The following is a 15,476-nucleotide window of genomic DNA, read 5'->3' on the forward strand; positions in this document are numbered from 1 at the left end:
CATCGATGTTCACCTTCTTCGGCGGCAGCGTCCCGCGCCTGGTGCCCGACAACCTGAAGACTGGGGTCATCTCCCACCCCCGAGAGGGCGAAGTCGTCCTGAATGACGCTTACCGGGAGATGGCGGCGCACTACTCGGCCGCCGTACTCCCGGGCAGAGTGAGACACCCTCGAGACAAGAGCAGTGCCGAGAACACGGTCTCCCACGTCGCGACCTGGGTCATCGCGGGCTTGCGGCATGAGCAGTTTACGTCGCTGCCGCAGTTGCGCACCCGGATCTACGAGCAGATCGATGCCTACAACCGGCAGCCGTTCCAAAAACGCGACGGGTCCCGGCTGAGCGTGTTCACCACGGAGGAGAAACCGCTGCTGCAACCACTGCCGGCGGCGCCGTTCGAGATCAGCTCGTGGTCCTACAAGCGCAAGGTGAACAAGAACGCTCACGTGGTCTGGGCGAGGAACTTCTACTCCGTCCCCTTCAGCCACATCGGCGCCCTGGTAGACCTTCGCGTCACCGAGACGATGCTGGAGGTCTATCGGCGCGACGAGCGCCTGACCAGCCACCCGCTGCTGCCAGCGAGCACAACGAACCAGTATCAGACGAACGACGCCGACCTGCGAGCCATTGCGCAATCGTGTGATGTTTCCAGCAGCGCGCCCATATGCGCCGAGCAGTTCGAAGATGAATTCTTTGTCATACACAGTACGACCGGCGAGTGGTTTCACTCGTTCCTCTACTGCTTTGAGATTCAGGCGCATTCTCTTACCGTAACCTAGGCGCGGGCCGGTCCTGCGAGGTGACTCCAGGCGCGAAGGTCCCGCGCAATTGAACAGACTTCGTCGGACAGCTCGATCGATCGGCAATAGCCCACTGCGACAAAGCATCAGACGCAGGTTCAATCTGCTGGGTCGGCTCAGGACGGGGCGTTCTTGATTCAGGCACGTCAAAGAGGAGTCAGTCTTCGATTAGTTCTGGCTAAACGCTTTGCTGAACGAGCCAGATTTCGCGCGTCGACGCGCACGTGCTTTCCCCTGGAGGATTTTGAGCCCTACCGAAAACTTGCGAAAATCTCGAGTTTTACCTGGTCGTACCGAGAATCGAGTGACTCTCCTTGGGCAAGAATACCCGATCGATTGCGGTCCGTCACGGGTGTTTGAGATCGTATTAGACGGCGGTACCGAGCCCGAAAAATATTTCGCCGTAATCAGAAAGCTTTCGATGGGCACGCAGCTTAGCGAATGCGATATCCCTTGCGTGGCGATGGCACCCAGCTGACGTCAGGGGTGCTCCGCAGCGATACCTAATTCTCCTCCGGATGATCGATGTGATCCCAGAACGCCGGGAAGAATTGCGATAGCGGGCTCTCAGTGTTCCCACCGTCGTCCATGGCAGCTCGCGCCTGCCGCGTGATCTCCTGGCGGTGGAGATCGAGCTTTGGGACCAAGACGTAGATGTCAGTCATGTCAATCTCTACCGTGCGGTACTGGCCGACATCGAATGGAAGCTTGTCGCCAGTCCGAATCAACTGGACCACCGGCCTACGCACCGCGTGCCGTAGTGCGAGTTCGTAGTACACATTCGGGTTCGCGAAGCTGAGGTCTGCGATTACGAGCGCCGCCTGTGCGATGTGCTCGATGACCTGGCCGGTGATCAATCCAGGTTTGCTGATCCGGTCTGCGCGGACGACTTCGAGGCCGAGGCCCTCAAGCGCGGGTTCTATAAGCGATGAAAGCACCAGATCGGCATGTTTACGCTCGACCGAATCCGCGGATCCGATAGGTGAAACAACGAAGCACGTCTTATTGAACGCACTAGCGTGGGAGCCCTTGTTACCCGACTTCGGCAATTTTCGTGTCTTCGGGGGCGGCGGTGCGAACCGGGCCACAATCTCTGCTTGCGCCTCTTCCGTAGGTTCGCTGTACTCGCTGTTGCGCTCCTGCTCTTCTGCCGTACCGCTGTCATCAGGGGTCTGTTCCAGGACCGCCTCGATAGGCACGATGTGCTCTGAACCAGCGATAGTGCGGATCAGCCCGACCTCCCGAGCATTGGCAAGAAAGGTCTCCACACACTCGGCCACGTGGTCCTCGTGTGTCCCAGCCCCCGATGCGGCATCACGCAACACTTCTACGCTCGGAAGTCGGCTATTTTTGTACTGCTGATAGATTGCTGCGAACGGTGCGATGCTCTCAATTGCGAGCTGGAACCTCGCGGTAACGCGTCCCGCGATCGCGTAGTCCGGATCGGTTGCGATCGCACCCGTTGGAGTCAATGAGAGAAATTCGGCGTTATAGGCTCCCTCGGTAATACCGTATTGTCCGCTGCTCGTGATCAGCTTGCGCACGGCGTCGCTACCGGGCGACCGACCAAGCGATTCAAGCAGGGTAAGACGCCGAATGGGCTTGCCCGCGCCGTGTGTCTGAATTGCCTCGGCAAGGAGCAGGGCCTCCTTGAACGACATCGCAGGGAAGGTGCGCGCACGCCGTGTGCGACCGCCGCTCGATCCGTTAGCAGACTCCCCGGCGGTGTTCCTCGCATCTGTCATACGCTCAGCATGGCCGAAAGGCCTGAGACTCGCAAGACAACCGTTACCGGCACTAACGGCGCTACCAGAATCTACGAGTCAACGGCCCGCAGCCCCCACGACAATTTGATTGTCGGGATCCAAGTCGGTGTCAGTCTGGCGTTGTTTACAAAAGCGCACGGGAGCAATGTGCTGGGTGCGCGTTCCGTGACATCCGCGAGCCGATAGATTTCGTCCAGTCTAAGGTTCCTCTCACTGAGTTCGACCCGGCCGACGTAGCTTCGGCCGGGTTACGTGCGATTCACAAAGTCCTCCCGGATAAACCCCACGTGAGCCCAAAACTCGCGGCCTCGCGCGCCGTACGCCGCTGCCTGATCGAGTTGCTTCTTAGTGACGGAGAGTACCTACCCGTTATCGAGTCCCTTGATATCGCCTTCAGAGACCGAACCCCCCGTTGGAGCCTCTATGTGGGTGAGAACCCAGAGAGCGTCTCGATGAGATTCCCGTCGCGGGTGGCATCCTTGCGCACGTTGAGAGTAAAGCCTTGGGGAAGGATGACGAGGCTATTGTCCAGCACGATGCCATCACGGACGCTTTAACCTCATGATTGCCGAGCTTACGATAGTCGACTTCGGTGTATCCACTTCGTTCTTGCTCTTGCTCTTGCTCTTGCTCTTGCTGAAGGACGAAATTAGATTATCCCGGATACACCGGTATGAAAGCGCCCCGAGCACGTAAAGTTTGAAGTCACCACAACCGACTCTGTCCCGCAGGTCATTCACGATCCGCCGGATGGCCTTGTGCAGTTCGGCACCCCCGGCTTCTTTACTTTCCGACATCCTGTGTGCTCTTGCGTCCATATCGTTGTGCAGTATTACCGACAGGGCCGCACCAAGGAGGCGCGGCTCAAAACGTGGAGCCAGGATCCAATGCCCATTTTCTCTCGCGTGTCACTGGTTCTACGCCATGAAACCGCTTGGAAGCCGTGCTCGGCCTTGATCTGCAAGACGCGTGGTATCTATTTGCGCGGTGCGGGTACAGGCAGCGAGTCTGCTCGACTTGAAGTGCGGCGAACTTCAGGGCTAGTCAAGTAGACCCGGGTAGAACGTCAATATCGAGTTCCCGGTAGATGCTTGACAAGATCATGACTTCTCCGACGGCTGTGGCCACCTGAGTCGTCACGCCTCTTGCAAGTCACGGACACCTACCCGAGACGCGGTCACTCAGCAGGAGCAGGCACCTGGCAGATCGTGGATCCGATAGCTGTATTGGTGAACGGTTGGACGTTGGAGAGCTCGGTCTCGGGGAGGAGCGATTCGATCTGCCAGAGCCGTAACGGCTCTGGTCAGCGGTGTGCACCTAGTCATCAGGAGGGTCGCTCGGCTTTGGAAGGAGGCTGATGATGAACGTTCCAAGCTTTCGAGTACGAAGCGCAAGGACGGACGCGGTGGCGAGCGTGCGAGATCTACAAGATTCTTCTGCGGCCAACGGTCCCGCCGATTCGGCGGCACTGTTCATTCTGCCGATTTTGCGGTGGTTGTGACGGTGGCGCAAAATTTGCGGCACCGTCAAGGTGGTGCCGAAGATGAACCAGTTATGGTTCTACGGTACGCCGAGTACCGCAACTGTCAACCACGATGTCGGCATCAGGCTAAGCTTCCTGCGCCACGACTGAATATCGGATCGAGGATCGCTGCGACTCGGATGATCTGTTCGTCTAGGTTCTCCTCACAAACAGCTTCGAGCTTTTCCTTGCGACGCCAAGCGGCCCACTTCGACTGCCCCACTGCTCCGTAGCCGTCAAGGAGCGGCGTGATCGGTTTCAGTTCAATACCCCGATAGTCAGACACCGCTCGGACGGACTCCAGCAGCGCTTCGGCATCAAGACCAGCGCCTCCGAGCGCGACGATGTCGACGTAATCTCTCCATCGAGTGCTCGTAATTCCGCGTTCAAGAATCGTCACACCCTTCTCGGCGACCGTCGATTCGGGCGCGTACCCAATGAGCGTAATGGGCGCTCCGAGAATCCTGTCAAGCGTTACCTCGCGCGGTGCTGGCACGATCGGATCGCCCGTTGACACGTCCCATGCCACTGTTCCCCGCCAGCTGCTGATCGCGACTTTCACGCGGAGACGGACACCTGGGTATTCGGCACCGTCGCGAATCTCGTGAACGGTGAGTGTATCGAGGTCAAACTCGACGCCGTCATCGACTTCGACCTCAGCGGCGTCTCGAACAACGTGAGCGAGGTGTTCGGGCGAGACTTCCGCGCCGATCGCATTTGAGTCAGCATCTTTCGTCGGTCGGCGCACGCCGTACGCACCGAGCAGAATCCCACCCTTCAGTACGAAATCACGCGCATGAGGTGTGCGATTCAACCGGTCAAGAAATGACTCGAGCGCATGCCGAATCAGGTACTCCTCCGTTGGCGCCGGGACACCCTGTTTGGCCGCAACTGATCGAGCCGCAGACTGAAGTTGACGGTACACATCGTTGCCGGTCACGTGAGTGCCTCCAAGGTTTGCAGGAGTGGGGCTTTGGCTCGTGGGAGTTCCGTGGCGAATGCCATAAGCTCGGCGGGCTTGCCACCACGGCGGAGCCATTCTTTGGTGGCGTCGCGAGCTACTTCATACCCGACTGACGCTCGAAGGCGGAAGCAGTCGACAATCGTGCGCTCGGCGCTATACAAACCGATGGTCTGCGAGCTGCCTGGAATCAAGATCTCCTCTCGACCGAGATCGAACGTCGCCGGGTCGAAGCGGTGCCAGCGAATCGCACCCTCGGTCAGCGGCGCACGCGTTCCGCGCGGTATTGCGATATCCAATGCATCAGGAATCGCATCGGTGAGATCGTGGTGTGCGAGCGCTGAAAGCAGACAAATGGTTGCTTCCGGTCGGCGGGTGGCCGCTTCGAGCTTGTCCCAGTCCATTGCGGGTGCATCCGCGGGCAAATAGATGCCTCGACCGATGCGTTCCCACCGCCCCTCAGCATGCCCCCGGTACAAGGCGCTTCGCTTCTCGGCGGCAGCCTTTGGTCTTAGAGCTTTCACGAGATCACCTCCTGACACGTTTCGTACACAGCTAATGTTATCTGAGTACGTTTCGTTTCGCGAGGTAAATCTTCCACCCAAAATATTGATCATGACCCGAATGCCTTCTCCAGCAGACCTGCAGTCGTGGGATTGACTGTCTCGTTGCGGCGGATGTAGTGCTTGATCGTGATCGCCGGGTCGGTGTGACCGAGCAGTTGCGAGGCCAGCTCAACTCCAGCTTGCTCGTTGATCGTGGTTGCGACGGTACGGCGGAACTTGTGCGGAGTGACGCCCTCGATCCCGGCCAGAGCCATGACGTGGCGGAGTTGGCGGCGCACGTTGTTCGTCGTGAGCGGGGTCCCCTCGCGGGAGCAGAACAACAGCGCATTGGGGTCGATCGTATTGAGCTCTTTCGTTCGCCGCTGCACGGCGTTTGCGGCGAATCCAGGAAGCTGGATCGTGCGCCGTGACCGCGCGGTTTTCGGATGATCCTGCCGCGTCGTCAGTTCGCCCTTTGGGCTGATGATCGTTCCGGTGATGCGCACGGACGGCATGCTCAGGTCGATATCGCGGCGGCGGATTGCGAGAACTTCACCGATGCGAGCGGAGGTGCCCAGCATGACCTCGATGATTGCGCCGAGTTGCCCATCGGGCTTTGGCCCCGACACTTCGCGCCCCGCCTCCCAATACGCGATCGCCGCACGGATCGCAGTGATCTCCTCGGGCGCGAACGCGTCGGGTATCGGTGCGTCACGGTGCAACCGTGCGACGTGATCGACGGGGTTGCGTAGCAGCACCTCGTGTCGCACGGCCAGTGCGATCGCGAGTCGCAACACGACACGAGCATGCTTCGCCTTCGAGTACGAATCCTTCGCCAGCCGCTTCAGGAACTGGTCACATCGGGCCACTCCGATCTCGCGCAATGTCAGATCTTTGAATGCGGGCAGCACGAGGGTGCGCATGTCGCGTTCATACAGTTGCCGTGTGGCTGTCGCCAGCCGATCTTCCAGATCAATGTCTTCGAGCCAGTACGCCACCAGGTCGGGGAATGGACTGTCAGCCGTGAGCGAGCCTGCACTCGGCGCAATCAGATTGCGATCGACGCATTTGGCTTTGAGCGCGTGGGTTGCAGCGGCCGGGCTGTCGCCGCTTGCCTGCACGAGTCGGGTGGCGCCATCCCAGTCGCGGTAGCGGGCGCGTGCTTCGATGCGTCCGCTCGGGCGACGGCGGGTGGTGATCTCACCGTAGGTGCCGATCGTCAGACGCGGGCGGCTCATCGTGTCACCGCCGAGGAGGGCGAGACAGTGCAGCAGGCGACGGGTCGCGCTGCGCCTCGATCCACTCGGTCACATCCGTGACGGCGAACTTCAAGTGCTTGCCGAAGCGGTATGCGCGGGGTCCGACGCCGCGCGAGCGCCAGTCGTAGATCGTCGAGACGGCCACGCCGAGGTATTCCGACAGCTCTCGGATATCGAGTAGCGGTGGCAGGTCGGGCGAAGGCAACGGAAGCGGGGTTGGATTGGTCATACAGACCAGGTGCACGATGCGCTCCAGGGCAACCGGAACCACCCGTAGGTGACACTCGCGAACCGAGCAAAGCGCAGGTCAGAAGTCGTTTCAGGAGGGGTTTTAGATGGGTATTAGATGGCCGGATCAAATCTCACCAACGAAAAATCGCGGAAACCCTTGAGTTTCCGCGATTTTTTGGTCGGGCTGACAGGATTTGAACCTGCGACCCCCTGACCCCCAGGTAGTCGAAATTGTCGAAATCGTAGATTGGCCGGGGCGCAGCGAGGCGCAACGGGACTCAATTCAGGTCTTAGATTGCATGGTTTGCATGTCTTCGGTCCCCTTTTGGTCCCCCCTTTTCTCGTCTACCTTCCTAGATGAGTAATTCCTAATGGTCGTAGGCGATAAGTGAGCATTTGCGGGGTGCGTCGATGAGCCAGTAGCGCCAGATTCCAGCGGAGAGGGCAAGGAGTTTCGCACCGGCTCTGGCATCAACACCAGCCGCTGTTCTGCGCCGTGGCGTTCGAGTCCCAGGTGCTCTTGGGGGCGTCGGAGAGAGCCTCGATCCATTGGCGGATGCACCCGAAGCCCCCGAATCTGGGATTCTCGTCTGTGCGGTCGGGCCGGATCAAGGTGGCACCGAGTTCATCTTTGACGAACCGTTCAAGTCTTTTCCTACGAAGCCGTTGTCGCCGAGGATGACTGCTCATCGAGGACGAGGTGGTGGTCACGCCCGAGCATTGCTTAGGTGACATCGCGTTCGCCAACCTTCGGGTTGGCGAGCGCCCAAATGATGGGAATGCCCTCGGGCGTGCTGATCAGGTAGAGCCGGAAACCCCGGAAGAACCGTGAGTGCGAGGCGCAATACCCCTAGTCGGCGTCGCCGGCCAGATCCGAGCGATTCACCGTCCCTCGTGACATTCCCACGGGCACCGGGGTCGAGTCGACCAGGCGCAGCAGTTCATACCAGGACGAGGTGTCTCGGGCGAGCTCGGTGATCACGGCCGAGATCAGGGTGCCTGCGGCGCGGACGCGCTTCTTGAATCCGGGCTATTGGGGGATGCCCGGGAACATGCCGTACAGGTGGGTGCGGGTGTAGCGAACCCATCTGGTTTCCGCGTCGAGCTGCAGCAGGTGCTGGGCTACGACCACGCAGAGTCATTCAGCGTCGCTCAGGACCGGGCGGCGTCTCGGGAGCTGACCTCGAGACAGGCCGACGCGGGAGGACGCGGTCGTCAAGGAAGACATAAAGTGTGGTCAAGAAGGTGTTGAGTTCATCGTTCGTATCGAGGGTTTAACACCGTCCGTCAGACTCTAAAGCTGCCGCGCCCATCGAGGCAATGGGGTTGGAATTAGCCGTCTAGAGGAGTTTCGTCGCCATTGTGATTCGCTGGGGCCGGGCGTACTATGCCTACAGGTTCGCTCTCCTGATACCCGTTCGGGGGTGATATCGACCCCGTAGCAAATTTTCTAAGGTGAAATAATGCACAAACGTCTACTCCTTGCTGTCGCTTCGGCAGCCGGATTATTTCTGACCGTTACCGGAGCCGGCGCCGTCCCGGCACCAGCACACAACCAATCGGGCCACGACTACGTGGCAGATCTTCAGCCGCTGAACGCCGGTGATCACACGGTTGGCTCGGATACGTATACGATCCCGACGGCGAGCGGTAGCGCGGTCATCAACCTCAAGGGCAACGACCTCACCGTCACTATCAACGTGGAGGGCGTCACTCCGCTCACCCTCCATCCCCAGCACATTCACGCTGGCACGATGTGTCCAGTCGCGAGTGATGACGTCAACCATGACGGCTTCGTCGACGTCATTGAGGGGCTCCCCAAGTACGGCCCCATTCTGATTCCGCTGGACAGCAACTTGGGCAGCTTCGCGCCGTCACTCGACTTTCCGGTCTCAGACGCCTCGGGAAGCTACACCTACAGCCAGAAAGCATCCAAATCGCACCTGCAAAAGGAGCTGAAAGAGGCACTGAAGCTGGGCAACCGCCACGTTGTGATTCACGGTATCGACCCTGCATATCCACTTCCGGCCTCCGTGCAATCACTGCCAGGACTTCCGGCATGGGCAACTCTTCCGGTCGCTTGTGGCGACCTCGTTCGGCAGTAACGCCCGTCGCACAGATGAACGAACCCTGCACACTGGGGTGCGGGGTTCGTTCATCCATAGCCTCGACCGGCCCCGGGTCGTTGCCATCGAGGCACCGGATGCGCGTACGACAGGTTCGGCCCGCGGGCCCTGCTGCTGCTTCCCGTGATCGCCGCAGCGATACCAGTGCTCGCATTCACCGACGTTCTCGCATCAGTCATCGCCGGGTCATTGCTGTGGGGTGGAGCACTCGGCATCCAGGAATCAACGCTGCGCGCGACTGTCGCCGACCTCGTGCCGCCGGATCGCCGAGGCACCGCGTACGGGATCTACGCCGCCATCGTCGGCGTCGCGACGGCCGTCGGCGGCATCATGGCAGGCGCACTGTATGGTGTCTCGATTACCGCACTCATCATTGTGACGCTCGTCATCCAAGCAGCTGCGGTTGTCACGTTCGCGCTACTCTTCGTGCGCCCGAACGGCCGCAAAGTCAGTCCGTGATGTGGTGGCAGATATTGATCAGCATCCTCGGCGGCCTGTTCTTGCTCTGGTTGGTTCTTCTCGCGTTGCTGTGGGCAGCTGCGCGTGGCCAACCAGATGCGATGACGCTTCGCGACGCGCTCAGGTTGGTACCTGATGTGATTCGCCTGGTGCGTCGGCTTGCCGCCGACAAAAGTGTTCCGCGCGGAGTGCGGATCTGGCTATTCGCACTGTTGATCTACTTGCTGCTCCCGATCGATCTGATCCCCGATTTCATTCCCGTGATCGGATACGCAGACGACGCCATCGTGGTGGGGGTGGTCCTCCGCTTCGTCACCCACCACGCGGGTGCTGCCGCGCTCGACAAACATTGGCCGGGAACCCAGCAGGGCCTGCAAGCGCTGCGCACACTCGCCGGGCTCCGCGAGGGCGCCGACTGACGCGCGAGCCGATCCCCATTCGCTTCCATCTTTTGAATCCGTTCTTTGCGCTGCCAGACAAAGTTGGCTCGACGGATTACACCGCACCGGTGCCGAGAAGTAGGCCGAGCAGGTAGGTTGCTGCCGCTGCTCCGAAGCCGATCATGAGTTGGCGCAGCCCGCGCTTGACGGGCGAAGCGCCCGAGAGAAGCCCAACTATCGCCCCGGTGCCAAGCAGCGCGACTCCCACGAGGCCTGCCGAGACGATGACTGCCGCAATCCCTTCCATCCAGAACAGGTAGGGAAGCACGGGAATGATGGCACCGGATGCGAAGAAGCAGAAGCTTGACATAGCCGCGCCGAGCCCGGTTCCGACAGCTTCGTGCTGGTCAGGTTCGGATGCCCCCGCTTCGAACTCGAGTCCTGAGTTTCCATTGAGAACTTCCGCGGCGTGAGCTTGCGCGTCGTCGGGGCTCATACCTCGGGATCGGTAGAGCAATGCCAGCTCGTTAGCATCAATATCGAGATGGGGTAGGGCGTTCCGCATCTGGGGATCAGCAGTAGACGCTTCCAAGAGCTCACGCTGTGACTGCACGGAAACGTATTCGCCCGCTCCCATGGGAAGCGCACCTGCTAAGCCTCGATCCACCGAGCCGGTCCCGAGGCTGGCTTGATCTTGATCTGAATGACCTGCCGGGTGGTGGGCAACACTGAGCTTTGAGCCTCGCTGCTCGGATGTTCCACTGGTTGTTTTTGTTCGGGGCTTGTCTGCCAGGTCGGTCAGGTGGCGGCAATACCTGGTGGGCCGCAGAGCGCTCGTCCACTCGGCCGCATTGGATCACCGGACACCTGCCGAGCTGTTCCGATGGACGCTCGACCCCACCGCCGCGCAACATTCCGAGCACGTCGCGATCCTCACCGGCTCCACTCAAGCAGCTTCAGGGTGGCCCGAATCGCTGGAAGCGATGATCAACGCTTACCCCAGAACGCGGGACTCGATCTGGCAAGTCGTCTACCTCGCGCTGGCCGCGCTGACTGACTGACCCGCGCGTGCTTGGTACGGTGTCACCGCGTGCCGGTGAAGACTTCGACCCCGAAACCTTCCTCGCCGAACGCGGCACCCATTCTATCTGCTGGCCACTGGAGCCGGCGCATCCAGTGCGCTGGTTGCGGCCCTCGTGGAAAATCTCGTTGAAACCGCACGCCGTCTCGCTGCACGCTCGGCCGGTGCCCGCCCCGATCCGTCCGTGCTGCTGGCTCTGGATGAGATCGGGAATCTCGCCCCGTTACCGTAGGTCCCGATACTCATGGCTGAGGGCGGCGGCAAACGACGCGATGTGAAACAACTCCGCACCGACTGCGGTGAGATCGAAGCGCTGCTTCGTCGTTCCTGAAGCAGTCGGTGCACCTGTCTGACACGAGGCGGTCTTCAAACCGTAGGCCGCCGCTGATTTCTCAGGAGGACATATCCGATGGAAATACAAACGCAGCAGTCATTCTCAGGCTTTGTGGCTTCGGAGCCGCGGTTGACCTATACCGAGAATGGTGATGCCCGGTTGTTCATGAAAGTCGGCAAAGAGTATTACCGGCAAGAACACGACGGGTCATTCACCGAGCTGGAAACGACGTTTCACAATCTGGTGGCGTTCAAGGCTGCCGCTGAACAAGGTCATGCCCGGTTTGCGAAGGGTGACAGGTTCGTAGCCGAAGGATACGTGCGCGAATACTCCTGCGAACGTGATGGGCAGACCATCGAGGGTGAGGAGTTCACAGCCCGCCGGCTCGGCCATGACATGGCGCGCACTCGCTATGAGGTTGATCGCGCACCCCGACGCCAAGGCGTCGGCCGCGCCGCAGCCTGGGAGGCATCGGCTTTCGAACCACCGGCGCATTCTCAACCCACTACTTCGTCACCTGCCATTGGTATGTGAGGCGACAACCATGAGCGAGCACGGTCATGACTCAGATGAGATCAACATTGAAGATCTCGACACCAGCACGTTCGAAGATTCCACAGCGGGGCCTCCGCACCCGCTCAACTGGAAGCTCCTTGGATCCGAGGTTCTGGAAGCAGAATGGCTGGAACTCAACCAGTGGGTGAGAATTGGCCACGACGCACCTACGGTCTCCCGGCATCGGTGGTCCCACCGTTCTGGCACCATCATCCCGAACTACTTTGGGAACTTTCCGCACTGTACCTGCACTGGCTGTGCGCCTACGGCCCTGAACAGAACAGTTCCGCACCGTGTGCCTGGCACTGCGACTCCGCCGATACCTGTCAACGCCTGCGTGACTCGGTCGCGGCGTCCGGTACCCGTCCGGATCGCGACTTACCTACGAGGAATCCCACATGGCCCGGTGAGGGCCTTGCGCGTTCCGTCGAGGACGTCGTCATCCAAGACCGTGTTGAAGAATGCGTGGATTTCGTCCTGGCAGAAGTCGCAAAGCGCCGTGAGAAAGAGGACGCTTTCTACCGCACGCTCGATCCTGAGACAGGTGAAGTCCCATGACGGCGAATGATCAGCGCCCTCCAGCTCGGATGCGCGAGTTTCACGTTCACGGCGAACTGCATGAGACTCCTGACTTGCATCGTCTCGCACAGGTTTTCATCGGTATGGCTCTGGCCCGAACCGAGCAAGACCGCACCAAGCCACACCCTCCGCACGCCGGGCCTGGAGAGGCTCAGAGCGGTGAGATACAATCAACCTCGTAAGAAGCCAACGGTTGAACTCCGATTTAGCCGTGGTGCGCAGTCCTGTTTGGCCCAGCGTGGCTTACCCGACAGGCTCCACGGAGCCAGTCGGGTCGTGTTTCCTATTACGAGTCGCACCACAGCGGTAGATGATGCCGCTTGTGTTGGTCCCAATCTATGGAGATAGGAAACACGCACCCGTGCCCATCACACAACCACCTGCCATCGCTAGCCTCGATCGCTTCGGGGAGACCACCACTTTCGCGGTTTCCTACCTCCGCGTGTCCACCAAAGAGCAAGCTGAACGTGGCGGCCGAGACGAAGGCTTCTCCATCCCCGCCCAGCGCGAGGCGAACTTACGCAAGGCTCGCGATCTGAACGCGGTAGTCATCGAAGAGTTCGTTGATGCTGGAGAATCCGCGCGCAAGGCCGACCGCCCAGAGTTGGTGCGGATGATCGAGTACGTCAAGACCAACGAGATCGCCTACTGCATCGTCCACAAGGTCGATCGGCTCGCACGCAACCGTGCTGATGATGTCGCGATTCATTTGGCGCTGAAAGAAGCCGGCGTGATGCTAGTCTCCGCGACCGAGAACATCGATGAGACGCCCTCGGGGATGCTGCTGCACGGCATAATGTCCACTATCGCCGAGTTCTACTCCCGCAACCTCGCCAACGAAGTTTCCAAAGGAATGAACCAGAAGGCTGTCACCGGCGGGACTAACGGCAAAGCGCCAGTCGGCTATCTCAATATCACCACCCGTGATGAACTCGGCCGGGAACTGCGCACCGTCCAGCCTGACCCCGATCGCGCACCAATGGTGAAATGGGCTTTCGAAGCCTACGCGACCGGTAACTACTCCACCTCCTCATTGCACGAAGCGCTCGTCGACCGGGGGCTGACGACCGTGCCGACACCCAAACGTCCGACGAAGCCGCCAGCGCTGTCCACCATCCAGAAGATGCTCGCCAACCCCTACTACAAAGGCAACGTTTCTTTCCGTGGCGCAACCTACGAGGGCATGCATGAGCCGCTCATTAGCCCTGAAATTTGGTACCGGGTTCGATCGGTACTCACCGCGAAACAGACCTCTGGGGAGAAGACCCAGGCGCATGATCACTACCTCAAAGGCACTGTGTACTGCAGACAGTGCGGCTCACGGCTCATGGTGACCAACGCCAAGAGCCGCAGCGGAACTATCTACCCGTACTTCATCTGCGCCGGAAGACACGCCAAACGAACCAACTGCGAACAGAAATCAATGTTCATCCCCGACGTAGAAATTGCCGTCGAGGACTACTACCGACGCATCCAGATACCCGAACACGTCGTCTCCGCGCTCCGCACCTTCATCACGGCACAGTTTGATCAGCTCCACGTAACCGCCAAGCAAGAACGCCATGCGCACGGGCTCGAACGCGACGATCTACTTGCCGAGCGATCCAAACTCCTGCAAGCACACTACGCCGGAGCCGTCCCTCTCGATCTACTCAAGACAGAACAAGACCGCATCGCGCGGAGGCTCGCGTTCTTGAATGCCCAGGTCGAATCCGGTGACATCGAGTACGAGCAAGCCAAAGCACATCTGGACGACTGCCTAGCCCTGGCTGGGGATTGTCATCAGCTGCACATGAGCATCGATGACTCCCTACGCCGCATCGCCAACCAAGCCTTCTTCAGCAAGATCTACCTCAGCGAAGAAGGAACCATTGACGGCGAACCAGGGGAACCGTTCACCGTGTTCTTCAACCCCGACGTACAGTCAACAGCGGCCCGCCACGAACGGCGACCAGTTAATAGTTAGGTCTCAAACCGCTGATGTCGCCGGTTTGAACAACGACCTTATGGTGGGCCCTACCGGGATCGAACCGATGACATCCACGGTGTAAACGTGGCGCTCTACCAGCTGAGCTAAAGGCCCTCGGAGTGCACCTTCACGATGCACCACGAGCAATCAACACTCTACCGAATCTCTAGCCGGTCAGGCGGCCTCTCGGAGTTCCCCCAGCGCTTCCTGGTACTGCGCGAACGGCCGCGCCTCGCCAGCCGAGGTGACGAACGATGCCCGCACCACCCCGTCGGTGTCGATGAGGAACGTCGCCCGGTTGGCCAGTCCCGGCTCATCCAGGAACGCTCCGTATGACTGCGCCACCTCGCCGTGCGGCCAGAAGTCGGCCAGCAGGGAGAACTGGTACCCCTCCTGCTCTGCCCAGGCGCGCAGCGCGAATTTTGAGTCGACGGAGATGCCCAGCAGTTCCACGCCGGCCGTCTCGAACTGTTCGAAGTTGTCGCGGATCTCGCAGAGTTCCCCGGTGCAGATGCCGGAGAAGGCCAACGGGAAGAACACGAGCGCGACGGCTTTCTTGCCACGGAAGGAGCTCAGCTGCACCTGCTCGCCGAACTGGTTCACAAGCTCAAAATCCGGCGCCTGGGCACCGACCTGGATGATCGTCATAGTCACACTCTCTTTGCGTCACGAAGCCTCAAGGGCGCGAATAGACCATGATACTGGTCGCCGACTGTGAGGCCAGTGGCACCGGGACGGAGCTTCCGTCCTCGTCACCTAGACTGGAGAGGTTGCTCGAATGGATTCATTCGGCACGCGGCGTCATGCTGGTTCGAGAATCCGATTCGATCCGGACGTGGCCGAGATCCGCCCACAGTCACCGCGATTTACGACAATTGAACCCTAGACACAATCTGCCCACCCACAGAAATG

At 60.1% G+C, this 15,476-nt stretch carries 12 protein-coding genes, 1 tRNA gene and 4 pseudogenes; 8 read left to right on the forward strand and 9 right to left on the reverse strand.

What is annotated here, in order from left to right; translation table 11 throughout:
• Positions 1–617: pseudogene (locus DL891_RS02365) on the forward strand (IS21 family transposase); the annotation flags it as partial.
• A gap of 683 nt (positions 618–1,300) precedes the next feature.
• On the opposite strand, the gene DL891_RS02370 reads toward DL891_RS02365, so the two are convergent.
• The 6 genes and pseudogenes from DL891_RS02370 to DL891_RS02395 form a co-directional block, all read right to left on the reverse strand.
• A complete protein-coding gene (locus DL891_RS02370) occupies positions 1,301–2,458 on the reverse strand; it encodes a hypothetical protein (RefSeq protein ID WP_157962360.1) in 1,158 nt (385 codons plus the stop codon).
• 1,709 nt (positions 2,459–4,167) lie between these two features.
• The gene (locus DL891_RS02375) at positions 4,168–5,124 is read right to left on the reverse strand and encodes a nucleotidyl transferase AbiEii/AbiGii toxin family protein (RefSeq protein ID WP_111718842.1); all 957 of its coding nucleotides are present in this window, start codon (positions 5,122–5,124) and stop codon (positions 4,168–4,170) included.
• Positions 5,022–5,450 carry a hypothetical protein gene (locus DL891_RS17250; RefSeq protein ID WP_232818970.1) on the reverse strand — a complete coding sequence of 143 codons (429 nt, stop codon included), beginning with the start codon at positions 5,448–5,450 and terminating at the stop codon, positions 5,022–5,024. The genes DL891_RS02375 and DL891_RS17250 overlap by 103 nt, the downstream gene beginning before the upstream one ends.
• Positions 5,451–5,659: 209 nt before the next feature.
• Complete coding sequence (locus tag DL891_RS02385; RefSeq protein WP_111718843.1) at positions 5,660–6,829, reverse strand: site-specific integrase; 1,170 nt, start codon at positions 6,827–6,829, stop codon at positions 5,660–5,662.
• A 4-nt stretch (positions 6,830–6,833) separates the two neighbouring features.
• Entirely contained in the window at positions 6,834–7,079 is a 246-nt protein-coding gene (locus tag DL891_RS02390; RefSeq protein ID WP_111719099.1) for a helix-turn-helix domain-containing protein, read from the reverse strand.
• A 370-nt stretch (positions 7,080–7,449) separates the two neighbouring features.
• Positions 7,450–8,322 (reverse strand): annotated as a pseudogene (locus DL891_RS02395) (IS982 family transposase).
• 222 nt (positions 8,323–8,544) lie between these two features.
• On the opposite strand from DL891_RS02395, the gene DL891_RS02400 reads away from it, so the two are divergent.
• The 3 genes from DL891_RS02400 to DL891_RS02410 all read left to right on the forward strand — a co-directional run bounded on the left by DL891_RS02400 (position 8,545) and on the right by DL891_RS02410 (position 10,085).
• Positions 8,545–9,186: a CHRD domain-containing protein gene (locus DL891_RS02400; protein ID WP_111718844.1), complete on the forward strand. Its 642-nt coding sequence runs from the start codon at positions 8,545–8,547 to the stop codon at positions 9,184–9,186.
• Between the two features lie 144 nt (positions 9,187–9,330).
• Entirely contained in the window at positions 9,331–9,666 is a 336-nt protein-coding gene (locus DL891_RS02405; RefSeq protein WP_232818971.1) for an MFS transporter, read from the forward strand.
• Positions 9,666–10,085, forward strand: coding sequence for a YkvA family protein (locus DL891_RS02410; RefSeq protein ID WP_111718846.1), 420 nt, complete (start codon positions 9,666–9,668; stop codon positions 10,083–10,085). The genes DL891_RS02405 and DL891_RS02410 overlap by 1 nt, the downstream gene beginning before the upstream one ends.
• A gap of 76 nt (positions 10,086–10,161) precedes the next feature.
• Here the strand turns inward: DL891_RS02410 and DL891_RS02415 are convergent, their stop codons facing one another.
• Positions 10,162–10,875 (reverse strand): VIT1/CCC1 transporter family protein, encoded by a 714-nt coding sequence (locus DL891_RS02415; protein WP_111718847.1) that lies wholly within the window; start codon positions 10,873–10,875, stop codon positions 10,162–10,164.
• Here DL891_RS02415 and DL891_RS02420 point away from each other — a divergent pair.
• From DL891_RS02420 to DL891_RS02435, 4 genes and pseudogenes are all read left to right on the forward strand, one after another.
• Positions 10,874–11,356, forward strand: a pseudogene (locus tag DL891_RS02420) (type VI secretion protein); the annotation flags it as partial. The gene DL891_RS02415 and the pseudogene DL891_RS02420 sit on opposite strands and share 2 nt — an antisense overlap.
• Positions 11,357–11,536: 180 nt before the next feature.
• The gene (locus DL891_RS02425; RefSeq protein ID WP_111718848.1) at positions 11,537–11,995 is read left to right on the forward strand and encodes a single-stranded DNA-binding protein; all 459 of its coding nucleotides are present in this window, start codon (positions 11,537–11,539) and stop codon (positions 11,993–11,995) included.
• 10 nt (positions 11,996–12,005) lie between these two features.
• Positions 12,006–12,574 (forward strand): annotated as a pseudogene (locus DL891_RS17425) (hypothetical protein).
• Positions 12,575–12,956: 382 nt separating this feature from the next.
• Positions 12,957–14,561: a recombinase family protein gene (locus DL891_RS02435; protein WP_198668736.1), complete on the forward strand. Its 1,605-nt coding sequence runs from the start codon at positions 12,957–12,959 to the stop codon at positions 14,559–14,561.
• A 41-nt stretch (positions 14,562–14,602) separates the two neighbouring features.
• On the opposite strand, the gene DL891_RS02440 is transcribed toward DL891_RS02435, so the two are convergent.
• Positions 14,603–14,678, reverse strand: a tRNA-Val gene (locus DL891_RS02440).
• A gap of 60 nt (positions 14,679–14,738) precedes the next feature.
• Positions 14,739–15,212 (reverse strand): peroxiredoxin, encoded by a 474-nt coding sequence (locus tag DL891_RS02445; RefSeq protein WP_111718849.1) that lies wholly within the window; start codon positions 15,210–15,212, stop codon positions 14,739–14,741.
• Between the last annotated feature and the right edge of the window lie 264 nt (positions 15,213–15,476).

It is taken from the genome of Homoserinimonas sp. OAct 916, from assembly GCF_003260275.1.
In the GTDB taxonomy this organism is placed as follows: Bacteria; Actinomycetota; Actinomycetes; order Actinomycetales; family Microbacteriaceae; genus OACT-916.